The organism is Patescibacteria group bacterium (genome assembly GCA_041665345.1).
Taxonomy (GTDB): Bacteria; Patescibacteriota; Patescibacteriia; order PEXW01; family PEXW01; genus JBAYJA01.
The window spans coordinates 23548-44890 of sequence record JBAYJA010000005.1 but is presented as its reverse complement, the minus strand read 5'-3'; the positions used below and the strand labels follow the sequence as shown (position 1 = coordinate 44890).

At 50.5% G+C, this 21343-nt stretch carries 22 protein-coding genes and 3 tRNA genes; 17 read left to right on the top strand and 8 right to left on the bottom strand.

All coding sequences use genetic code 11. From position 1 onward, the window contains the following. Window positions 1-60 precede the first annotated feature (60 nt). Both infB and WCV85_06575 read right to left on the bottom strand, forming a co-directional pair. Entirely contained in the window at window positions 61-2052 is a 1992-nt protein-coding gene (infB, locus tag WCV85_06580; protein MFA6474504.1) for a translation initiation factor IF-2, read from the bottom strand. Between the two features lie 354 nt (window positions 2053-2406). After that, window positions 2407-3159: a helix-turn-helix domain-containing protein gene (locus WCV85_06575; protein ID MFA6474503.1), complete on the bottom strand. Its 753-nt coding sequence runs from the start codon at window positions 3157-3159 to the stop codon at window positions 2407-2409. 156 nt (window positions 3160-3315) lie between these two features. On the opposite strand from WCV85_06575, the gene WCV85_06570 reads away from it, so the two are divergent. The 3 genes from WCV85_06570 (at window position 3316) to WCV85_06560 (ending at window position 5713) form a co-directional block, all read left to right on the top strand. Further along, the gene (locus WCV85_06570) at window positions 3316-3750 is read left to right on the top strand and encodes a hypothetical protein (protein MFA6474502.1); all 435 of its coding nucleotides are present in this window, start codon (window positions 3316-3318) and stop codon (window positions 3748-3750) included. A gap of 37 nt (window positions 3751-3787) precedes the next feature. Then, complete coding sequence (locus WCV85_06565) at window positions 3788-4090, top strand: hypothetical protein (GenBank protein ID MFA6474501.1); 303 nt, start codon at window positions 3788-3790, stop codon at window positions 4088-4090. Between the two features lie 522 nt (window positions 4091-4612). Then, a complete protein-coding gene (locus WCV85_06560; protein MFA6474500.1) occupies window positions 4613-5713 on the top strand; it encodes an amino acid--tRNA ligase-related protein in 1101 nt (366 codons plus the stop codon). A 46-nt stretch (window positions 5714-5759) separates the two neighbouring features. Here WCV85_06560 and WCV85_06555 read toward each other — a convergent pair whose 3' ends face one another. Then, window positions 5760-6506 carry a diacylglycerol kinase family protein gene (locus WCV85_06555; protein ID MFA6474499.1) on the bottom strand — a complete coding sequence of 249 codons (747 nt, stop codon included), beginning with the start codon at window positions 6504-6506 and terminating at the stop codon, window positions 5760-5762. Window positions 6507-6509: 3 nt separating this feature from the next. Then, window positions 6510-6872, bottom strand: coding sequence for a polymer-forming cytoskeletal protein (locus WCV85_06550; protein ID MFA6474498.1), 363 nt, complete (start codon window positions 6870-6872; stop codon window positions 6510-6512). A 310-nt stretch (window positions 6873-7182) separates the two neighbouring features. Between WCV85_06550 and WCV85_06545 the strand changes: the two genes are divergently transcribed. The 13 genes from WCV85_06545 (at window position 7183) to WCV85_06485 (ending at window position 17774) form a co-directional block, all read left to right on the top strand. Continuing rightward, window positions 7183-7257, top strand: a tRNA-Arg gene (locus WCV85_06545). 309 nt (window positions 7258-7566) lie between these two features. Next, window positions 7567-7640, top strand: a tRNA-Ala gene (locus WCV85_06540). Between the two features lie 202 nt (window positions 7641-7842). Beyond that, window positions 7843-7918: transfer RNA gene (locus WCV85_06535), tRNA-Ala, on the top strand. A gap of 528 nt (window positions 7919-8446) precedes the next feature. Continuing rightward, window positions 8447-9190 carry a hypothetical protein gene (locus WCV85_06530; protein MFA6474497.1) on the top strand — a complete coding sequence of 248 codons (744 nt, stop codon included), beginning with the start codon at window positions 8447-8449 and terminating at the stop codon, window positions 9188-9190. A 204-nt stretch (window positions 9191-9394) separates the two neighbouring features. Then, on the top strand, window positions 9395-9730 hold the full coding sequence (locus WCV85_06525; GenBank protein ID MFA6474496.1) for a DUF488 domain-containing protein: 336 nt from the start codon (window positions 9395-9397) through the stop codon (window positions 9728-9730). A gap of 24 nt (window positions 9731-9754) precedes the next feature. Continuing rightward, window positions 9755-9964: a hypothetical protein gene (locus WCV85_06520; GenBank protein MFA6474495.1), complete on the top strand. Its 210-nt coding sequence runs from the start codon at window positions 9755-9757 to the stop codon at window positions 9962-9964. Window positions 9965-10491: 527 nt separating this feature from the next. Beyond that, a complete protein-coding gene (locus WCV85_06515; GenBank protein ID MFA6474494.1) occupies window positions 10492-10869 on the top strand; it encodes a helix-turn-helix domain-containing protein in 378 nt (125 codons plus the stop codon). 12 nt (window positions 10870-10881) lie between these two features. Beyond that, the gene (gene trxA, locus WCV85_06510) at window positions 10882-11205 is read left to right on the top strand and encodes a thioredoxin (GenBank protein ID MFA6474493.1); all 324 of its coding nucleotides are present in this window, start codon (window positions 10882-10884) and stop codon (window positions 11203-11205) included. A 4-nt stretch (window positions 11206-11209) separates the two neighbouring features. Next, complete coding sequence (locus tag WCV85_06505; protein MFA6474492.1) at window positions 11210-12184, top strand: NAD(P)/FAD-dependent oxidoreductase; 975 nt, start codon at window positions 11210-11212, stop codon at window positions 12182-12184. A 278-nt stretch (window positions 12185-12462) separates the two neighbouring features. Then, window positions 12463-13740: a Glu/Leu/Phe/Val dehydrogenase gene (locus tag WCV85_06500; GenBank protein ID MFA6474491.1), complete on the top strand. Its 1278-nt coding sequence runs from the start codon at window positions 12463-12465 to the stop codon at window positions 13738-13740. Then, complete coding sequence (locus WCV85_06495) at window positions 13740-14369, top strand: class I SAM-dependent methyltransferase (protein MFA6474490.1); 630 nt, start codon at window positions 13740-13742, stop codon at window positions 14367-14369. Before WCV85_06500 ends, WCV85_06495 begins: the two co-directional genes overlap by 1 nt. Before the next feature lie 884 nt (window positions 14370-15253). Next, window positions 15254-15739: a hypothetical protein gene (locus WCV85_06490; GenBank protein MFA6474489.1), complete on the top strand. Its 486-nt coding sequence runs from the start codon at window positions 15254-15256 to the stop codon at window positions 15737-15739. A 208-nt stretch (window positions 15740-15947) separates the two neighbouring features. Then, window positions 15948-17774 carry a transketolase gene (locus tag WCV85_06485; GenBank protein ID MFA6474488.1) on the top strand — a complete coding sequence of 609 codons (1827 nt, stop codon included), beginning with the start codon at window positions 15948-15950 and terminating at the stop codon, window positions 17772-17774. Window positions 17775-17936: 162 nt separating this feature from the next. Here WCV85_06485 and WCV85_06480 read toward each other — a convergent pair whose 3' ends face one another. Then, window positions 17937-18800: a hypothetical protein gene (locus WCV85_06480; protein ID MFA6474487.1), complete on the bottom strand. Its 864-nt coding sequence runs from the start codon at window positions 18798-18800 to the stop codon at window positions 17937-17939. A gap of 300 nt (window positions 18801-19100) precedes the next feature. Here WCV85_06480 and WCV85_06475 point away from each other — a divergent pair, with 300 nt between their 5' ends. Further along, the gene (locus WCV85_06475) at window positions 19101-19784 is read left to right on the top strand and encodes a hypothetical protein (protein MFA6474486.1); all 684 of its coding nucleotides are present in this window, start codon (window positions 19101-19103) and stop codon (window positions 19782-19784) included. A gap of 28 nt (window positions 19785-19812) precedes the next feature. Here WCV85_06475 and WCV85_06470 read toward each other — a convergent pair whose 3' ends face one another. The 3 genes from WCV85_06470 to cutA are packed head-to-tail and all read right to left on the bottom strand — an operon-like array spanning window position 19813 to window position 21312. Beyond that, a complete protein-coding gene (locus WCV85_06470) occupies window positions 19813-20394 on the bottom strand; it encodes an RNA methyltransferase (protein MFA6474485.1) in 582 nt (193 codons plus the stop codon). Then, the gene (locus tag WCV85_06465; GenBank protein ID MFA6474484.1) at window positions 20391-20984 is read right to left on the bottom strand and encodes an alpha/beta fold hydrolase; all 594 of its coding nucleotides are present in this window, start codon (window positions 20982-20984) and stop codon (window positions 20391-20393) included. Before WCV85_06465 ends, WCV85_06470 begins: the two co-directional genes overlap by 4 nt. Continuing rightward, entirely contained in the window at window positions 20977-21312 is a 336-nt protein-coding gene (gene cutA / locus WCV85_06460; protein MFA6474483.1) for a divalent cation tolerance protein CutA, read from the bottom strand. Before cutA ends, WCV85_06465 begins: the two co-directional genes overlap by 8 nt. Window positions 21313-21343: the final 31 nt, after the last annotated feature.

The window sequence follows — 21343 nt, the reverse complement described above, 5'->3', positions numbered from 1 at the left end:
TTCATTCGCCTTTGCCTTCAATCTATACCGCTATCGAAAACCAAACCTTCTATCTGTTCGCTATTCAAGTTTCCTCGCTACCTGCTTCTCTTCCGTGAACAGCAAGGTGTCCCCTTCCACAATCCCGGCCAGGCCGCTGAGTTTCAGACCGCACTCCAGGTTGGTGGCGACCTCACCCACGTTCTGCTTGTTCTGCTGCAGCTGATCCAGGGATACAGCGCCCAGCACTTTCCCACTGCGGAAGACTTTGACCCGTGCCTTTGCTTTGGCCACACCTTCCGTGACCTTGGCGCCGGCAATGGTCACCTTCCCTTCCTGGCGGAAAATCTTGAGCACCCGAGCTTGGCCAATGGGCTCTTCCACAATTTCCACTCCAAGTTTGGCAGCCAGGCCGTCCCGAATTTCATCCAGCAGCTGGTAGATGACGGTAAAGGTTTTCACGGGTACGCGCGCATTGCTCACAGCTTTCTGGCCAACGTCCACGTTGAACCCCAGGAGCCAGGCATCAGCTTGTTCGGCGCGCATCACATCCGCATCGGTAATATCGCCCAAACCTTGGCCCACAATCACGGGCTGCACATCTGGGTAGGCAAAGCCTTTCATGCTTTCCACAATTGCCTCCAAAGAACCCACCTTGTCTGCTTTCAGGAAGAGTGGAAGCTTCTTCACGTCCTTGGTGTCCACGCTGCCGCCAATCACCGACGCAGTTTGCGAGGCTTCCCGAGCTTTCACCTGCATCAAGCGCAGCGTGGCTTCTTGCTGCTTCATGAGTTTTCTGGCTGCCCGTTCATCTTCCGGCGCTTCCACCACATCACCAACGGACGGCGCGGCTTTGAGTCCCAGGATGACCACCGGCATGGACGGACCTGCGGCGTCGACAATCTTCCCATTCCAATCTTTCAAACTCCGAATTTTCCCCACCACTGGGCCAGCCACAATGAAATCCCCACGGCGCAGGGTACCGTTCTGCACAATCATGGTGGCCACTGGGCCTTCACCTTGGTCCACGTGGGATTCAATAATAGTTCCAACCAATTTCCCATCCGGGTTTGCCAGGAGCGTGTCCTTTTCCAAATCCGCAACCAGTAGAACAGATTCCAAAAGTTCAGGAATGCCTTTCCCGGTTTTCGCGGAGACCGCTTGGGTTATGACTTTTCCACCCCAGTCCTCCGGTTGGAGGTTGATTGACGCTAAATCCGTTTTCACTTTGTCCACGCTCGTACCGTCTTTATCAATCTTCGTAATCGCCACCACAAATGGGAGCTTGTTCCGTTCCACAATGCTCAGCACTTCCCGAGTCTGAGGTTTCATCCCATCATCGGCAGCAATGACCACAATGGCCACGTCCGCCACGTTCGCGCCGCGGGAACGCATGGCCGTAAACGCTTCGTGCCCCGGCGTATCAATGAAGGTAATCCCTCGGTCGTTCAACGTCACTTGGTAGGCGCCAATGTGCTGGGTAATACCACCGTGCTCTTTGCCGGCGACGTTGGCCGTTCGGATCGCGTCCAGCAAACTGGTTTTCCCATGGTCAACATGGCCCATGACCACCACGACCGGTGGGCGCACCGTGGTTCGCTTTTCATCCGCCGCAATGAGCGTCCCAACTTTATCCGCCATGGCAGTTTCCCGCTCGGCCGTGGTTTGCTCTTGCTGCCGCTGCACTTCCGCACCAAAATCTGCTCCCACAATGGAGGCGGTATCAAAATCAATTTCCTCATTCAGCGCGGCCAGGATTCCATTTTTCATCAGGTGAGAAATAACCAGTGAAGCTGGCTTGTTCAGACGCGCGGCAAACTCCCGAACCGTAATGCGAGATGGAATGGCAATGCGGCCAACCGGTGCAGCCTTTTCTGCTACTTCAATAACGTCCTCTTCCTTCTCCGGGGCAAAGAGTTCAGGCTCAGTCTTATGCTTCCCAATAATTTTTGTTGCTACCACGTCGGAAACCTTGTGCGCCTTGGAACCAATACCAAAACCCAACTTCGGCAAGGCATGGCGAAGGTCTTGGACAGGAATGCGGAGGCGGCGGGCGAGTTCGGTAACATTCATAGGAGTGCCATGATTCTACAAAAAAAGCGCCTTTCCGTCAATGGAGAGGCGCTTCGAGGAACTAGACTATGGAGATTGGTCCAGAACAGCATTTTTGAGAGACCGTTTTTGGGTGTACCTCTTGCTGATGTTTTTCGAAAGGTCCAGCAATGTAGCGCTTACAGGCGTTACAAAATTGACAATTGCACCCGCAACTATCGCTTGCCGTCATATGACATTCACATTTGCAGTAACTCCAGTCTGGGGGACAATAATCACTGAGAGCCATTTTTTCTCCTTTCCGTGTTTGCTTTCCTCTTGTTTGCAGTCTAAAGAATTATTGAGAAAAGGCAAGAACAAGCAAGTAACACTTTGTTAATTGGATTTCTTCCAATGATCATCAAAAGCACGCTTGAGGAGTTCAACGATTGCCGGGTTCTCTACCATGACACCCACATTGTCTACAAAAGAAAAAAGGTACGCCCGATCACCAACCAAATACACCCCCGCTTTCGCCGCAGGCATGTTCAGACGCTTGATATCTCGCTGGAGTTGGTTCTCTGGTCCAGTTATCCCAAAATCATCTGGCCCCAGACCAATGAAGAGCTTGGTGTCCACTCCATACTCACTCCGCTTCTTCACAAACGTGTACAGAAAATCACCCAGGGCAGGCTTCATGAAGTTTACGCCGTAGCCCCGAAAGGCTTTTTCGCCATCACGTTGGTAAAAATGGAGAATGCCGTTGAATAATCGTTTCAAACCTTCTTTCCCTTCGTAGTACGTCACCTGCGGGTAAGAAGGTTTGCGACGTTGCTTGGCAAGAATCTTGGGTAGTTCTGCAGCTAACTCGGTCTTGGTTTTTTGCAATTGTAGCTGGTCTTTCTCTAGACGAAGTAGCAACGCGTCTGGATTTGCCACAAACTGCTTCACCCCTTGTTGGTCACTTTGCTCGATAACTTCTTTTTCCAGGAGTTCGGAGAGAAGGCTATAGACAGTCTGCCGGGGGAGCTTCACTCCTTCAGCAATTTCTGACGCACCTGCGGATCCTAAGCCCAAAAGGGCAGAGTACACAGTAATCTGCTTATCCGGCCAACCAAGGGTACGCAATTGGGTTTGCAGCTCAGTCATATTGATGACGAATATTTTCGTCAATAATGTATATATTATATAGAATATTGATAATTTGTCAACATTTCATAAGAAGATTATTGACAAAATGCACTTTCAATAATATACTGCTTGGTTAATAACAAAAAACTTTGAAAACTGAATAAAGGAGGTTGCATGCCAGCACCTATTTTTTTACGAAGAAAATTGTACCAGCTACACCAGTTATATAAGGACCTCTTCCCTCATTACCGCTTCCGTTTCTTTGTTGGCTTTGTCCCAGTATGGTTAGGGGTCATAATTCTGGGGTTCACTATCCACGTTCCTTCGGATCCATGTCATCCAAACGCACTCGGTCCGTATGCGCCTTTGTTTTACATACCTTACTGGACAGCCTTGTACATTTTTACAATGTACGGAGTTGTCCAAATTGGTGGATGGCAGGGTGGCGACAGTTTTTGGGAAGGTTTTGCAAAGAGTTGGAAAGTTCTTGTGGTAACTCCAATCGCTGCATTTGCTTTCAATATCGTGCTTGCTGTTGGACTCACACTGCTTGTCTTAGGGATTGTGTTCGGCATACCCGTACTCATCCTTAGGATATTAGTGAAATAATTTTTTAAAGAAGAGTTATTTCTGAAAGGTAGGAATCTTGCCAAAAGAAGATCAATTTCTAGTGTGGATTATAGGCATAATCGTTACCATCGCAATGATTTGCTTATTGGGTTTTTACTTCCCCGCGTACTATACCCATGAACCGCGATGGTGGTGTGTGATTGGAACATTGACCTACGTAACATTTAGTTTTCGAATCATTACCTTTGTTAGTAGGGAAGTTGATGAGTTTGATGAAGCTCTTTGGGTGCAAAAAGGTGGTGTTATTTTTTGTGTCGAGTGGTTAATGGCCGGAGCGTTGAACATAGTTTTTCAATTTTTTAAACATTTCGCTTCTTAAACTTCATGCATCGAATAGTCATTTTCGTTGGTAATCTTCATAACCCCACTTCTGCACGAGGTGGGGTTTTCTTTACCTACCCCTCACCCTCCAACCATCCCCAGTCCAGCGCGGGCAGGGACACCCGCGCTGGGAACCATAACCAACCCTCTCTCTCCCTCAGAGGGCGAGGGAGACACTCTACAATCTTGAGTCCCGTATTCCCACCCTCCCCATTCGTAATTTCCGGCGGAGCCGGACCCCGCTCCGCGGGGCGTATCCCCATTCGTACATTCGTATTTTCGTAGTATCTTTTCGTAATTCGTAACCCTATTTGACACCTCTCCCCAGCTTCTGTATCATCTACCCCAGTATGCAGACCCGCCACACCGATTATCACTGGCGAGACCACGTACTGGAAAAGAAGAAATTCCGGCTCTGTGCCGGATTTATTGCAAAAGCCCCCGTCAACTGACGGGGTATTTTTTTATACCCCCAAAAAACTGTTCTTGAACAACCGAATACTCAGAAAGGAGTACTACTATGGAATCTTCCACCCAAACCACCCTGCCGTTGGTGACCGCCACGCCTTTTGCCGAACCGAATTTCGACGTCATTCGCTTTGGTGACGCCATGATGCAGGCCTGTGAAGCCCACCTTCGGCGGCTGGGCTTCCTGCGTGTAACTGTCCCCCGCATTGTCCCGGCAGCTGGCGCGTGTGAAAACGTGGACACGCTGTTTGAAATTTTCGTGGGCAATGATCCGCACTGGTTCATTGTGCGCGATGCTGAAGGACAGCCCATGAAGAAGCGAGTGTACTTTGCGCAGACCGGTCAGCTCTACCTGGAATCCTTGCTGGGCAACCCGCAGAACCCCCTCCTGTACTGCGTGGGGCCATCGGCACGCGCAGAACGCGGGGTAGACACCCGGCACCTGACTGAATTCGAGATGGTGGAAATTGAAGGTGCCTTCAGCTTCACCCAGCTGCTGGAGCACATTGAAGGGACAATCACTGCCCTGGTGGATGCAGCAATGGCGATCCCTTCTGCAGAGCGAGCCCAATATGGTCTCCCTGCGGAGTTGACGCACCTGTCCAATCACCCAGCTCGCTTCACCCGACTTCGGTACGAAGAAGCTATCGCTCGAATGAACGTTCCCTGGGGGAATGACTTGTCCTCAACCCAGGAGCAGGAATTGGTAGCGGAATGTGGCGGGCCAATTTTCATTACCCACTTCCCCAACCCGGAACATCCACGCATGAAAGCACTGCTGGCCGCCGATCCCAACGGCAAAGCCATCAAGTTCTTCAACATGCAGCCCGATCCGGAAAATCCGGAGTACGTCCTGAGCGCGGACTGCATTGTGCCCTTTGGCGGTGAGTGCGTGGGTTCGGCCGCCCGGGTGCACCAGGTAGACGTGTTCCAGGAACGTCTCTACAGCTCCCTGATGTTCCAACGCTTACTGGAAAAAGACCCGGATGCCAAACTGGGCTTTGCCTGGTACATTGAAGCGCTCCGGCGCTACCACTCAGTGCCACATGCTGGTTGCGGGTTTGGCATGTCGCGGATATTCCAGTACATTCTGGGCCGGCACGACATTACCAAAGTGGTGCCGTTTCCTTCCAACCACGAACGGGTGTACTAAAAAAACCGCCCTTTGCAAAAAAGAGATGCTCCCAGCATCTCTTTTTTTATGCAAACGATCGCTGCTTCCCTACAATAACTTTTAGCTTTGCAGGAGCAACTTCCACCGTCGCTGGGGTTTTCACAATCGTCTGTCCGGCTTCTTGAATGGGAACACTATCCCCAGGGCAGCGGATGGTCACTTTCTTAAAAGGGAAAACACTGGCTTTGGAAAATGTCCGCTGGCTGAACCGCTGAAAAAAACCACCTTCTACTTTGGGCCGAACCACAACCTCCAAACGCCCATCGCATGGGTCACTGTCATCACCAAAGTTTCGAATGGAAATGGAGGAAGGCGAAGCAGTGGAAACATGAAATTGTCCATCGCACTCTAAGGTGAGTGAAGGTGCATCTGGAATATCTACGCCAAACAGAAAGTACCGGCCATTCACTTTGCCTAAATCCAGCTGCTCCCGAATCCGGGCGGAGAGCGTATCACACGCGGCCACGCCGTCGGGAATACCCAACGCATGCGCGATGTTTGACGGCCCACCAACTGGAATGATGCCAAGCGTTCCACCAAGTGGCGCAATTTCGGTTACAGCTAAACTCACAATTTTGTCGCTACCAATGACCACAATCGTTTCAGCCTTCTGCTTCACAGCATCAGCAATAATTTCGCGAAGACTTTTAAGAATAGTAAGTTTTTCAAAACGGCCGGGCATGTGCAACTCCAAAGTTCGAGCTTCAATTCTTGCAAGCTCCATTTCGTACTTCTTCGCGGCAGCTTCTGCCTCAATGATGTACGTGTACATGCGCTACTTCACTTCCTTGGCACCGCCACCAATGGAACACTTTCCAGAAATGCGGGCACCCTCTTCTACACTCAAGCTTGCTGCTTCAACATTCCCCGTAAGCCGGGCGCTGCTTGTGAGAGTAAATTTGCCCGTTGCCTTCACATTACCAGTGAGATCACCAGCGAGAAAAATATCCACTCCTTCAACATCAGCTTTCACAACCGCAGCCGCACCTATTGCGACGTTGTGTTTGGTTTTCAGGCTGCCCTGCAACTGGCCTTCTACAGACACATTTCCTTCACCAACAAAATGACCTTCGACTTTCACTGAAGGACCAATAATTGTGTCGCCAACTTTACTTGCTGCTGCGTCATTCTTGAACATAGGAATATCGTCAATGTGAAAAGGAAGACACTTTCAAGGTATAGTATTTACTGGGAAAACGAAAGGCTGAGGGCTTTTGGCATTGATGAAAACCAAAACCATCTGTACAATCCCTTACGCATAACCAACGCCTATGGACCAAGCACAATATATCAAAAAGGATTTGAAGAAGCTCTACATTCTTCTCATTCTCATCGCTGTTGCTTTTGGTACAGTCCTCTACTTTGACCATAGAAATGGTTTTGTCGATAGGGTAGCGGCTCGTTTACATAATGCGACTCTAATAAGTAACTAAAATAAGGGATTTTTTGCCCCTGTAGCTCAATGGATTGAGCAATCCCGTCCTAAGGGAGAGATGGGGGTTCGATTCCCTCCGGGGGCACCAGCTCGTTTCGTGCTCAGAGCTGCGCGTATCCGGTTGCTACCGAATCCGCTCCGCCCGTCGCACGAAGCCTCGCTTTACCCCACAGACGCGTGCTCGTCCCCCTCGACTACGCTCGGGAGACTGCGCGCCACATCTGTGGGGACCCCCGAAGATTTTAGTACTCTTAAAGAATAGCTCAAAAGTGGGTGGCCTGGGTCCCTTGACCCAGGCTAAGAGAAGGTGGCTTTGGGTCAGGATAAAGCCAAATTATTGAAATTTAATTGTTCCACGTGGAACAATTAGAAAATAACGCTTACCTAAGCCAAATATGGGCCTGTGGTTCAGTGGTAGAACACGGCATTCGCATTGCTGAGACGGGAGTTCGATTCTCCCCAGGTCCACCACGGGTCAATCCTTGCGTCGGGTTTCGTGTGGCAGAGCAAGTCCACCCCACTACACCCTCCACAAGGTTGCCCCTTTCCCCACGAACGCGTGCTCCCCTTCGGCTGTGCTCAGGGTGCGCGCCACGTTCGCGGGATCCAGGGATTAGTTACAATTGTTCCACGTGGAACAATTATGGTAGGTATGTTAAAGTACGCCCAATATGGGCCTCTAGCTCATCTGGTAGAGCGCTTCCATGGCATGGAAGAGGTAAGGAGTTCGAGTCTCCTGAGGTCCACCAGCCTTCGCCCTCGAGCATTATCGAGGGCGAAGGCTGTCCTCCGACCTACGTCGGCCAGAGCCGACTTCGGTCGGCGTAGGCCGAAGCTTCTGAGCGTAGGAGGACTAATGATCCTCCTCGGGCTTCGGCCGGCAAGCCATTTTTCGAGTCGAGCGCCCTGAGCGACGAGTCAGACGAGGAGTCGAAGGGCAGCTACTCGTTTCGCGCTCCGCCCTGCGTGTAGCCGTTGCTACGACTCCACTCCGGACTCCGCGCGAAGCCTCGCTTTACCCCACAAACGCGTGCTCACCCCGTAGCGGGGTTGCGCGCCACGTTCGCGGGGACCCCAAGATTCAGAGATTTTAATGCAGCACTAATAACTGCCTAATCGAGAATGGTGGTCTTATTGGCTTGTCCCCGATTGAGAAAAAAGATCGTACATGCTAATACACGTGAATGATTTAAATTTGATTGTTCCACGTGGAACAATTGCTTTTTTCTGATATCACCTTTAGGGTGAAAGAAAAGAAACCAACAAAGGAGTTTTACATGAATAATAGACCGTACATTGGTGTAACAGGCATTACATCAAGGCACCAGGCTTTGACCTTGGCTCGACTATTGCCTGAAGTATGTAGCCATGACTTGATGCTTGGTGTGCTTGCATCAAACAAAACCCTGGCTGGTGAGCCAGACCTTTTCCCAAATCAAACACCATCCCGATTGGAAATTGAAAAGATTTTTCCAAAAAGAAAAGGTATTCTGAACCTTCTTCACTACTACACAAGCGACAGCATTGGACTTTTTCACCAAATGGCCTACGCGTATGAGCTGGCAGGGAAAGACTGCGACGGGCTGCAGCTGAATATCGCCTGGCCAGACTCACGGGTACTGCAGAGGTTTCGAAAAGTGTACCCGAAGGCAAGGCTGGTGCTCCAAATTGGGCGCGATGCGCTGCAGGAATTCGATAGGGATATTGATGCGTGTGCAGATGAGACACAGAAGTACGAAGGGATAGCCACTGATATACTTTTTGACCTTAGTGGAGGAGAGGGGAAAGCGATTGACCCCGAACTTGCCTGGAAGTTTACCGAAAAAGCCTTAGGCAATTATGGGATGGGGGTCGCCGGTGGATTAGAGGGAAATAATCTCAGCACGCTCAAGAAGTTGTTTAGAACTTTTGCGGATTGCAGCATTGACGCGCAGGGAAGGCTCCGTGACGCGAATGACCATTTGGATCTTCGTAAAGCAAAAACGTACGTTCAGCAGGCACTCGCATTGCTAGCAACTTAAAGCTCAGTATTTTTTAAAAGACCAGTACATGCCCTGGTCTTTTTTAATACTTTTATTAGTAAAGTATTAAAAGGCATACTTCTTCCTTGAGAAAGTTTTCCAGCGGAGATATGCTAAAGCAAAGTAGCCCTGGGAGGAATAATGCTTCTTACAAAATGTATAAAAAATCCCTTTTCAGAACATGATGGACGACACTACTCTGTTATGAGCCGTCACACTCTTCCCGACGGACAGACCCCAGACCCGGCAATTCCAGTTACTTCCTTGGACGGGCATTGGGTTGAATTGGCACCACCAGCAAAGTTGGTGGGTGCATACTACCGAAGTGAGCTTCGCTGGCACGAGTTTGAACAGCGGTACCTAGCGTATTTGCAAAGCTCTGGACCTGCAAATAAACGAATGGCACAGCTTATTGGATTAGCGCTAGTGGAAAATGTGACGGTCCTATGTGTGGAAGAGTCGGCAACACATTGTCATCGGCGATTACTTGCCGAAGAGTGTAAGCGAAGAAACCCAAGTGTGGAAATACGCATTGCGTAGTGGTAATGCCCTGAGGAGGAAAGTATGGCGAACTGTTTAGACTGCGATGGCGAGCATGTGGCTGATCAGAAAGGCAGCGGCATTTGCAGTCACTGCCACGGAAGCGGCCAGCAACTTGGAGATGCTCATGAAATCATTGGCGACCAAGAACTGGTTCCGTCAGAGAATGGACCTTGTACCTTTTGCCTCGGGACTGGGACGTGCCAAACGTGTAATGGCACCGGAGAGGCGTAACACCTATACTGCCAGTAGAAATGCTGGCAGTTTTTTGTTTGGCTTTGCAGCCATAGTAGCAACGAGGCGTGGCTTTTCTGTCCTCCCTCCCTCTGGGGCGGGCTCTGCCCCGGAGGGAGCCCGGGGTGGAACCTGGGTCGGTCACTCTCCGGGCCGGTGGCCGGCTCGGAAAGTGACCGGTGAGGTAGGCAAGGGTATGGATGCTCGTTAGGGTGTAGGGTTTGGAAGAAAGGGTCTGTCCTTCTGAAGCCCATACCCTAACCTTCCAACCTAACAAGCCTCTACACCCAAACCCTCCCCATCCTCCAATCCATCCCGGGTCGAGCTGCGGGCACAGAGACCCGCACTCGGAGTTACCCCCGTCCTCTCCCCATTTGTATATTCGTATATTTCCGGCGAAGCCGGACCCCGCTCCGCGGGGCGTATCTCCTTTATTTCGTAATTCGTATATTCGTATCTTTTTTCGTATTTCGTAATGATCCAAACTCAAGCTTGACACCTAACACGAAGCGCCTTACACTTTACTTATGAAAGTATTAAAACAAGCTCCAGTTTGCCAGGTAGACCGGCTATGCACGACTTTTAGTGACCGGGCATCATTTGTCATCTTAGAACGTTTACGAGAAAAATCGCCCCAACGTTTCAGTGAGCTACTGCAAGCAGTTGCACCCGTAAGCACTCGCACCCTCACCGTGAAATTAAAAACCTTGGCTGCCTGTGGGGTCATTTCCCAAGAACGGTTTGCGGAACGCCCACCCCGTGTTGAGTACCGCCTTACCCAAAGCGGCAAGGCCTTTACCAAAGTCCTCATTGCCATGTCCAGCTGGTCATCAAAGTATCTAAAACAAACGGGTTTGCCCAGGACAAAAGACCCCTCTATACTATCAAAACGTTCTCATCCTTAATGAATAACTCCTATGTCAGGTAGACAGTTTACAGATCAGAATTTTCAGAGTGATGTACTGGGCGAAATGGCAAAACCCGTATTGGTTGATTTTTGGGCTACCTGGTGCGGGCCATGCAAGGTGCAGGGACCAATAATTGAAGAAATTGCGAAGGAACTTGGGGATAAGGCTACTGTTGGAGCATTGGATGTTGATGAAAACCCCGCCACCGCACAGCAGTATGGCATTATGAGCATTCCAACGTTGGCCATCTTCAAAGGCGGCAAAGAAGTATGGCGTGCTGCGGGCTTGCAGCAGAAGCCGGCAATTCTGGAACAAGTAAAACGCTTCATGTAAGTATATGGCCGACGAGCAAGTGCTGGACGTCATCATTGTTGGGGGTGGAGCAGCTGGTTTAACGGCTGGCATTTTTGCGACACGTCGGGGTTTGTCGACGCTCATCATCTCCCAAGACATTGGCGGTCAGGCAGCCACCACGCCGCACATTGAGAATTACCCCGGCATGGGCATGATCCATGGGCGAGATCTGTCCACGCTGTTTCGGGAGCAGGCGGAAAAATTTGGCGCGGTGGTGAAAATTGACGAAGTCCGCAAAGTGGAGAAAGCTGATGATGAATTCTTCCACGTGCTCACTGCTCGGAATCAATTCACTGCCCGTGCAGTCATTCTGGCGTACGGCTTGTCACACAAGCATATGAATGTCCCGGGTGAAGATGCGCTCATTGGCCATGGCGTTTCGTACAGCGCGTATGCCGATGCGGAAAAATTCCGCGGGAAAACTGTGGCGGTAGTGGGTGGCGGCAACTCGGCCATGGACTCAGCGTTACTACTCTCAAACGTTGCGGCGAAAGTCTACCTCATTTGCTTGGGCGAGTGCCCGGTTGGCGAAGCCACGCTGGCGCAAAAAGTGGTGGCCGCGGAAACGGTTGAGTTGACTCCTTTTTCAAACGTCTTGGAGATTGTTGGAGATGAAATGGTAAAAGAGATAGTCGTTGCCAGAGCAGATGATCCAACAAAAGTGCAGCGCTTGGCTGTGGATGGAGTATTCCCAGAAATTGGATATGTGGTAAAGCCAGACTTGGTAAAAGGTTTGCTGGAGCTGGATAAGCGAAATCAAATTGTCATTTCGAAAGATTGTGAAACCAGTGTTCCAGGTATTTTTGCCGCTGGGGATGTGACCACCATCTCGTTTAAGCAGGTTGTTGTCTCCGCGGGTGAAGGCGCAAAGGCTGCACTGAAAGCTTTTGAGTATATTCAAAAATCCCAGGGGAAACCCGCAGTCTTCATTGACTGGGGCGCGAAGAAAAAGCTGTAGAGCCGTAAAGCCATAGAGCTGTAGAGATCACGCCAGTTGTAATAATCTTTCTTTTAAGGGTCAGGTTTTTCTCAGTAGGGTTATCCCTCCGCCCCTCCCCTTGGTAAGGGGAGAACGGATTGGGTGAAGGACAATAGCTCTTCTTCTATCTAATCTTTCCCCATTCGTATTTTTCCCGCCACTTTCTGCACCTGAGCTAAAGAAGGCGGGATCCCGCTCAGAGCGGTGACGTGTCTCTATTTCGTAATTCGTAACCGTATTCGTAATTCGTAACTACTATGCCTACCAATCCATTCACCAGTGCAATGAGCCAGTTGAAAAAAGCTGCGGATATCCTCAACCTCTCAACAGACATTCGGGGACAACTTGAACGACCCACGCGCATACTGGAATCCGGCGTACCGGTGCGGATGGATGATGGATCCACCAAAGTGTTCCAAGCCTACCGGGTGCAGTACAACGATGCCCGCGGACCATTCAAGGGCGGCATTCGATTCCACCCCAAAACGGATTTGCATGAAGTGAAGGCATTATCATTTTGGATGGCGGTAAAGTGTGCAGTGGTGGGCATTCCCTTTGGTGGAGGGAAAGGCGGCGTGACGGTTGATCCAAAAAAACTGAGCCAGCATGAACTGGAGCAACTCTCCCGCGGATGGGTACGAGCGTTTGCCCAGTACCTGGGTCCCAACCGTGACGTCCCGGCGCCAGACGTGTACACCAACCCCACCATCATGGGCTGGATGGTTGATGAATTTAGCCGGGTGACTGGCGAATGGCAACCTGGAACATTCACCGGGAAGCCACTTGCCATCGGTGGCTCCGAAGGCCGCACCGAAGCAACTGGCCAAGGGGGATTCTACGTGTTTGAAGCCTTGGCAAAAAAACTGAAACTGAAACCTGGGAAGACCACAGTTGCAATCCAGGGCTTTGGGAATGTGGGTTACTTCATTGCCCAGAAGCTGCACGCTGCTGGGTACAAAGTGATTGCCGTGTCTGACTCTCGCGGTGGCATTCTGGACAAGCGCCGCAAGGGCATGGATCCCAAGCACATTATGGATGCGAAGAAGGAGAAAGGGCTCATTGATGGCTGCTACTGCGTGGGTACAGTGTGCGACTGCGAGCACTACCAGCAAATTACCAACGAACAACTTTTGAAACTGGATGTGGATGTGCTGGTGCCGGCGGCGCTGGAGAATGCCATCACCAAAGACAATGTGGGGAAAATCAAAGCGAAGGCGATTGTCGAAATGGCGAATGGCCCGCTGACGCCCGATGCGGATGAGCGTCTGCAGAAGCGGGGGATCCCGGTGGTGCCAGACGTGCTGGCTAATGCGGGTGGCGTGACTGTCTCCTACTTTGAGTGGGTGCAGAATAACCAGGGCGACCGTTGGACGGAAGCCGAGGTACTGCGTCGTTTGCAGCCAATTATGGAAAAGAGCTTTGACCAAGTGTGGGCCATTGCACAAGAGAAGAAAATCTCCCTCCGCACCGCAGCTTTCGTGCTGGCCATCCAGCGCATTGTGGATGCCATGCAAGCCCGGGGGTTGGTAAAGTAATGCCAAACACGGTCTACCAAAAAACGCGCCAGGCGTACAACACGCTTGGGCGTTTGTATACCGCAGCAGTGGAATCACTCGCCCCACCAGAGCGAAAAACTTTTGCGAAGCATCTAACCCCAGGTGCACATATTCTTGACGTTGGGTGCGCTGGTGGACGAGATGCGAATTTTTTTGTCCAGCAGGGTTTTCGGCTGACTGGCATTGATTCAAGTACGGTTTTTATTAGAATTGCAAAAGCTCGGGTGCCAAAAGCAGTATTCAAAGTCATGGACGCACGAAAAATACTTTTTCGCCCGCAAACCTTTGATGCGATTTGGGCAAATGCCGTTCTTCTGCATCTGCAAAGAAAGGACATTCCCCGGGTATTGCGACATTTCTTCCGCATCCTCCGGATTGGTGGGCTTCTCCATGTCCGCGTAAAAATTGGACGCGATTCTGGTTGGGTGACCGACCAACTTGCCCCTCAGCCCCGCTTCTTCACCTACTTTACCAAAGCAGAAATGACCAGCCTTCTGCGTACTGCAGGTTTCCGCATTCAAGCATCTCAACATTTTGCCGATGAAAGTAAACGCCGCGAAGTACGCTGGCTGAGCATTGAAGCGGTGAAACCCGCGACAAAACGATAGTAAATGAATGTAACTGTACGAAAAACCCCTCACTCTCTTTTGAGTGAGGGGAAAGTGCTATGGAGCAAGAGTAGGACCAGGAGCTGCCAAAATCCGAAACCGAGGATTGCACTTCGTCAGATGATCGCTCTCAAATCCTGTTCTAATCCTTTTGCCACAATTCGAACAGGGTGTGCAACAGGGCTTGCAATGATCCCCGCCACTGGAATGGCACATGCATCTGCATTCCCAGAAGTCAGGCCCTGTACAACCGGACTGCACTTGCTGTAGCGCTAGTCGGGCTATGCAAGTTTCACTGTGCGATTCCCAATACCCGGCTTTGATGTACTGCCCACAGTACGCACACAGGGTACAGTTACACAGATGCCGATTCTCAAGACCGCCGTTGTATGCACCTTGTGTGTGGCAGTCACACTTACATAGGTCTTCCACATTCTCCTCCTTGGAAACGATGCTGTCTACTTTGGATACTGCGTTACTAATGATACAAATATTGTGGCGCAGAGTGCGGCTCCTGTACAAAGGAATCTGAAAGAGCGTTGCATTGGAAATTCGCTAGCAACAATTCGGTGCAAGGCGTACGCAACTAAACTCCCAAGAATGAGAAAAAGCAGAAGCCAGGACCAACTGGACACTAGGAAGTATGCGGCTGTCGTAAGAATACAAACGGCCGGCGGGTGCCAGACTAAAGCTGGAGTAAACACCTCGCCCCCACCTTCAAAAACGAAAACCAAAAATGCAAGGGGTACTATCCCGCTAAGGACTAGCATCGATGCTACAAGCGTAAGCAAGTCGCCGGGCAATACGCTAACCAGCAACAACATGATAGCCGCAGTGACGCATGCTGTAATGACGTAAAATTTCAAGGTTCACCTCCTGAATAAATGTTTCTTTTCTCTACCCTACCACCAGACTTCCTGACCGTCCAGGCAGCGCTTGACGGCCACCAAAACCCATGCCAAGATACGGTGAAACACAATATAACCCAAGGAGGGAAAGTGGAAGAAGAGCAAAAGAAGGATAGCTCATTTGGCTGGAAGGATTTCTGGATCGGCGTTGGGCTGGGATGTATGATCGGACTCATTGGAATGCTTTTTACCAAGGCTGCAACATTCCCAGATAATTGGCGGTGGGGAGCAATTGGTGTGCTTGGAGTCTTCGCTGGGCTTTCGCGCCGATGGAAAGATGCGGGCAACGACCTAACGAGTCTAATTGTCGGATTCAGTTTTGCGCTCTGGGTTTGGATATCCGTTGCCTGGGAAATTATTCCTGGCTTGTGGCCAAGTTTCGTCGGTGCTATCGGATTCTCCATTGGCATCTTCATTCGAAAAAAAAGAACTCCGGCCAATCAATCCTCAGCTGTTACCTAAAAACTTTGTACCGTCCAATTTGGACGGTACTTTTTATTTTTCTGTCATTGCGAGGAGTCCCGTCTTGGGACGACGTGGCAATCCCGTTGTAACACGGTACTAGACAAGCATATAACCTTGGTTCTTACGTACTTCGGGATTGCCGCGTCACTCGCGGACTCGTTCCTCGCAATGACAGGAGAGGTGAGAGTGGTACAATGGAAGTACCATGACTTCCCAAACCAAACTGCAAGCACTTGCCACTCGCCTGCGGGCTGATGTACTGCGCTCAACCACTGCGGCTGGCTCTGGCCATCCTACTTCTTGCTTGTCTGCAGCTGACCTGATGGCCGTACTTTTCTTTGGCGGCTTTTTTCATGCTGACCTGAAGAACCCAAAGTACCCAAACAACGACCGGCTCATTTTTTCCAAAGGCCATGCCGCGCCCCTACTGTACGCGTTGTATGCTGCGGCGGGAAAAATTGCTGATCACGAACTCCTGACTCTTCGGAAATTTGGCAGCCGGATGGAAGGCCACCCCACCCCAGCGTTCCCATACACCGAAGCTGCCACTGGTTCACTGGGCCAAGGTCTATCTGTGGGTGTGGGCATGGCGCTGGCCAGCCGGATGGACAAGCTCACGTACCGAACCTTCGTGCTCATGGGCGACAGTGAAATGGCTGAAGGGCAAGTGTGGGAAGCAGTGCAGTATGCCGGGTTCCAAAAACTTTCCAACCTCACGGCCATCATTGATGTGAATCGGCTGGGTCAGCGCGGCCAAACGATGCTGGGCCATAATGTTGCCGCCTACGCCAAAAGGCTACAGGCTTTTGGTTGGCAAACTTTTATCGTTGACGGACATGATATTCCAACGATCATTGAGGCATACAAAAAAGCTCTACGCGAGAAAGGCAAACCCTCAGCCATTATTGCTAAAACCCTGAAGGGGAAAGGCGTATCGTTCCTAGAGAACAAGAATGGTTGGCACGGCAAAGCATTACCAAAATTCGAGCTTCGGTTAGCCTTACACGAACTTGGGAAGTATGACGGCAAGATTCGAGGCGTTGTCTCACTGCCAAAACGCCGTGCGCTCAAAGTAGCAAATGCCAAACCCGCAAAAAAAGTGAGTTACACTCGGGGCGCGCTCATTGCCACCCGCGAAGCCTATGGGAATGCTCTAGTCCGCCTGGCACCAACTTTTCCACAATTGACTGTGCTAGATGCAGAAGTGAGCAATTCCACCTTCGCTGATCATTTCCAAAAAGCCTACCCAAAGAAATTTCTGGAAATGTACATAGCCGAACAGAATATGGTGAGCGTGGCGTTGGGCTTGGCTGGACGCGGCAAACTGCCGTTTGTCTCCACCTTCGCTGCATTCTTGTCCCGGGCTTTTGACCAGTTCCGCATGGCGCAGTACAGCGATACACACCTGGTGGCCTGTGGCTCCCATGCCGGGGTTTCCATTGGCGTGGATGGCGCATCGCAAATGGGCTTGGAAGATATTGGTATGTTCCGCATGCTACAGAACAGCGTCGTGCTCTATCCCAGTGATGCAGTAAGCTGCGAGAAATTAGTGGAACAAGCTGCGAAAGCGAAAGGCATTGTCTACCTCCGCTCCACGCGAGAAAAAACCCCGGTGCTGTACAAGAACACCGAGGCATTTCCCATTGGCGGCAGCAAAACCCTACGCGAAAACCGGCATGATGTGGCGACAATTATTGCAGCTGGCATTACCTTGCATGAAGCCCTGAAAGCCGCGGCTGAACTAGCGAAGAAAAAAATTAGCGCTCGGGTGATTGACCTCTACTGCGTCAAGCCAATCGACACAAAAACCCTCCGCCGAGCAGCCAAGCAAACCAAACACCTGATCACAGTGGAAGATCACTATGCCCAGGGTGGGATTGGTGAAGCAGTCCGTGAGGCAATTGCTGGGATTGATGTACAACTCACCACACTCGCGGTTCGCAAAACCCCGCATAGTGGCAAACCCGAGCAACTCCTGCGGTACGAGGGGGTTGATAGCCAGGCAATTGTGCGGGCAGTGAAACGCGGGTAAGTAACTACCCTCACTTACGGCTAGTCCCTATCTCCTTCAAAGCGACTTTAGTCGCGTCAACTTTGACTACTATCATCTAATGCGACGAAAGTCGCTAGGAAATTTAAAGATATGAAAAAGGCTCCTATTGCTAGGAGCCTGAAATGTGCTGGGAATGTTGAACTAGTGTGGCCTTTGCTGCATGTACCTCTCAGTGATGTCTGTGTACGCCTGCAGTGCAAACGCGCCCGGGCTAACAATTGGCTTTTGCATTCCCTCTGGGCAATGACTCGCCTGCTGAACTGTTATCTCATCAACGTAATATGCATCCTGGCCAAAGGAACCAGTCAGCGCCGTAGCATCAATGATGATATCCTCGGATTGATTACGCCTATCTTGAAGCAATGCCCAGAGGCTACTCACGCTTCCGGTAGATAAACCATTCGCTCCTACAAACAGGCTATCAATCACTTTAGTGTGCTGAGTGAAAATTTCATCAATGTGAGTTTGATGCTCACTGTCCCGAAGCTTGTACTTCTGTTCGAGGTCTTTCCGCTGTTGGTCAAGCCACATTGTACTTGGAAAAACCAACCGTCGGTAGGCACCACCCTGTTCAACCGAGAGAACGAGCGCCTGACCTTCTCGCAGATCAACCGCAGCTGTCGCGTCCTGATTCAAGTTCACCCATCCGTAACTGCTAAAGATTCCACCGTGTGGCACGTACCCGCTTGTGGTACCAGAAATCTTGGTGAAGTTATGTGCTTCCACAGTGACGATCCTGCACTGGCGTAACTGAGCAGGTTCAAAAATGTCCAAATACGCACCGCTACCCTCTAAGACATTTGGATCAGGGGTTTCCACAATTTGCGCAAGCATTGCTTCCAGTGCAACGTACTTCTCATTGAACAGCATGGCTGTTTCCCAATTTGCCTTATCTTGCTGGACAATATTCGCCTTCTTCTCACTATAATCTTGCCAGTTAAGAACCTGAACATAGCCAAGTCCAAGAAAAGCACTGATTGTACAGACATACCAAATGGTATTCAAGAGCCTTCTTGTTCGATCAAAAGTGAAAAACAATGCGACGGCAACTACCATGAGTACCGAGAGCCCAATACAGCAAAAAACGGTAGCTTGAAGGTGCCATGCAATTTTCCCACTAAAAAACGCTGACAATCCTGGGTAATCCACAATACACTCCTTTGTGAAGGTTTCACTTTTACTTATCTTTTATTCCCCAAAACCTATCATCCCCATCACGTACTGTCAATACTACGTTTGACAGTCCTACTCATTTCTCATACACTCTCCTGAACATCAATATCGAACCTACACAAGGAGGAGCCAATGGCACCAACTACCGGGAAGCCCAGACGTATTCGGATTGGGTACAGTCAGAGGATTTTTGACCGGCCAACATTCGAACGGATCGCCCAGACCCAGCTCTACTCCCAGGAGTTTGAATTAGTGATGCTGGCGTACCGTTTGGCAAAGTACGGCCATAAAAATCAATTCCGACATGACCTGAAGACCCGCTACTTTGACCACTGCAAGAGTGTTGCGCTCATAATCATGTTGGAATGCAAGGTTTTTCTCTTCCGGCCATTATGCGTTGGCCTCACCCACGACCTTGGCGAAGATTCACGCATTCTCAATTGGTGGGGCGTGGAGCATGTCTTTGGGAAAGATGTGTACCGTGGCTTGCGCATACTCACGAAGGAAGAGGGCAAGAATTACTACTGGGGTTTGCAGTCTGTTGAACCCAAAGACTGGTGGATCATCCTAGTAAAACTTGCAGACCGTTTGCACAATATGCGAACGATTCTCAAAGAACCCAAAGCATTCCAACTGAAGCAATTGAAGGAGACAGAGGAAATTTTTCCAGTGCTCATTGAAAACTTTGCGACGATAGTACCAAAACGATTCCAGTACCTATCAGGCTACTTCACCGATGAACTCACCTACGCGTGCAACCGAGTTCGCAAACAACAGGGTATGCCGAAAACCACAGTTTTCCACAGGACTGCCTAAATCTCACAAGCGCTCATCAGGAGCGCTTTTATTTTTGGACAAATTGCTTTGTAAGTTTCTTCACCTCTAATGAAGATCGCTCATACCCCCTCTGCCCAGCACGCTGCCGGGAAATTTCGTACACGCAGATGGCGGTCATGACGGACACATTTAAACTTTCCACAAACCCTCGCATGGGCAAGAGCAGTAGCCGGTCACAAGCTTTCACGGCTTCAGCGGACAATCCAGCGTGCTCGTTCCCCACCCACAGAGCAATCCGCTTGTTCGTGAGTCTCACTTTGGTAAAGTCTTTGGCCTTGTCATGCAGTACCGTGCCCACGGATTCGTACTTCAATTTTTTCAGTGCGGCGCTACATTCTGCAACTGAAGTGAACACCTTGAAGTCCAGCCACTTATTTGCAGATGACGAACTGGATTTGCCTACCCGACGTGGGTTGTAGCGTTTCTCTTTAGCAAAAATGAACCAGACATCCTGCACGCCAAAAGCATCGCAGGTACGCAAAATCGCCGCGGCGTTATGCGGGTCGTGAATGTCTTCCAGCACAACAATGAACCCAGCCTGACGTTGCTTGGCCACAACTTCCAATTTTTGCTGCCGTGCCTTGGTCATTGCACCTGCTGCAATTCGGCTAAGATTTCCAAAAGAAGCGGGAGCTCGCTAATCCCAGCTTCTTCATTCAAATGCCCTTTCCCATGTAGCACTATTACTCGGGCTCCAAGTTTGGTTTCAAACTCATGCTTATTTTCAGCCACGGGAACAAATGGATCATTGTCAGAGAGAATGACGGTAATATGCTGCGCCCGATCTTGGATTGTTGCAAAATCCAAAGGTGTTACCAACCATGGCTGCGCAATGGATCGCTCCTCATCCGTTTGCAAACCTGTGAGGTGAAAGAAACCAGCGACGAGGATGACAGCACCCACATGTTGCTCAGCCGGGAGCGTTTCCAAGTACCGCATGATCGTCTGGCAACCCATGCTGTGGCCAATAAGCACAAGTTCACTGGATGGCTCTCCCACAGCTTCGGCTAGGGTGGGAACCCAAGTTCCAATTTCAGGTTGGCTGGGGTGCGGCATGGACGGCACCACCGTGCTGATGCCTTGCTGCTCAAGCACGGCTTTTGCCCAAGGAAACCAATTACCATTCGGACTCCCATCCCAACCATGAACAATCACCGCGCGTGTAAATTTGCTACTCATATTTTTTACCAGTTAGTTCTTTTCGAACCCATTGATAGTACGCCGGCTCCACGGTCATGGCAAAAGACCCAATGAAGGGGAGCATGTCGCTATGTACACTTTTGACCAATTTTCGAACCGCTGCAACTTTTGCTGGCAGCGTATCAAGGACGAGCATGGTGCCTTTTGCTGTTTCAATTTTCCCACTCTTCGGTGGCCAAAAGTACCCAGCCTTCCAGCGGGGGAAAATATCGTAGCAGGCAACCAGCCTAGCCCGAAGCAAGGCGTTGCCGATTGTCTCGGCTTCGCCCTTGGTTGGACACATGACCATGACCCAGGTTACGCGCATGGCTGTAGTGTACCATGTGTGGTAAAGCTCA

Coding starts and splice junctions, on each gene's coding strand:
- WCV85_06515 (MFA6474494.1), top strand. CDS start 10,492: ATGAAAGTATTAAAACAAGCTCCAGTTTGCCAGGTAGACCGGCTATGC.
- WCV85_06465 (MFA6474484.1), bottom strand. CDS start 20,984: ATGAGTAGCAAATTTACACGCGCGGTGATTGTTCATGGTTGGGATGGG.
- WCV85_06475 (MFA6474486.1), top strand. CDS start 19,101: ATGGCACCAACTACCGGGAAGCCCAGACGTATTCGGATTGGGTACAGT.
- WCV85_06500 (MFA6474491.1), top strand. CDS start 12,463: ATGCCTACCAATCCATTCACCAGTGCAATGAGCCAGTTGAAAAAAGCT.
- WCV85_06575 (MFA6474503.1), bottom strand. CDS start 3,159: ATGACTGAGCTGCAAACCCAATTGCGTACCCTTGGTTGGCCGGATAAG.
- WCV85_06520 (MFA6474495.1), top strand. CDS start 9,755: ATGGCGAACTGTTTAGACTGCGATGGCGAGCATGTGGCTGATCAGAAA.
- WCV85_06530 (MFA6474497.1), top strand. CDS start 8,447: ATGAATAATAGACCGTACATTGGTGTAACAGGCATTACATCAAGGCAC.
- WCV85_06495 (MFA6474490.1), top strand. CDS start 13,740: ATGCCAAACACGGTCTACCAAAAAACGCGCCAGGCGTACAACACGCTT.
- WCV85_06550 (MFA6474498.1), bottom strand. CDS start 6,872: ATGTTCAAGAATGACGCAGCAGCAAGTAAAGTTGGCGACACAATTATT.
- cutA (MFA6474483.1), bottom strand. CDS start 21,312: ATGCGCGTAACCTGGGTCATGGTCATGTGTCCAACCAAGGGCGAAGCC.
- WCV85_06525 (MFA6474496.1), top strand. CDS start 9,395: ATGAGCCGTCACACTCTTCCCGACGGACAGACCCCAGACCCGGCAATT.
- WCV85_06470 (MFA6474485.1), bottom strand. CDS start 20,394: ATGACCAAGGCACGGCAGCAAAAATTGGAAGTTGTGGCCAAGCAACGT.
- infB (MFA6474504.1), bottom strand. CDS start 2,052: ATGAATGTTACCGAACTCGCCCGCCGCCTCCGCATTCCTGTCCAAGAC.
- WCV85_06485 (MFA6474488.1), top strand. CDS start 15,948: ATGACTTCCCAAACCAAACTGCAAGCACTTGCCACTCGCCTGCGGGCT.
- trxA (MFA6474493.1), top strand. CDS start 10,882: ATGTCAGGTAGACAGTTTACAGATCAGAATTTTCAGAGTGATGTACTG.
- WCV85_06560 (MFA6474500.1), top strand. CDS start 4,613: ATGGAATCTTCCACCCAAACCACCCTGCCGTTGGTGACCGCCACGCCT.
- WCV85_06570 (MFA6474502.1), top strand. CDS start 3,316: ATGCCAGCACCTATTTTTTTACGAAGAAAATTGTACCAGCTACACCAG.
- WCV85_06490 (MFA6474489.1), top strand. CDS start 15,254: ATGTTTCTTTTCTCTACCCTACCACCAGACTTCCTGACCGTCCAGGCA.
- WCV85_06555 (MFA6474499.1), bottom strand. CDS start 6,506: ATGTACACGTACATCATTGAGGCAGAAGCTGCCGCGAAGAAGTACGAA.
- WCV85_06505 (MFA6474492.1), top strand. CDS start 11,210: ATGGCCGACGAGCAAGTGCTGGACGTCATCATTGTTGGGGGTGGAGCA.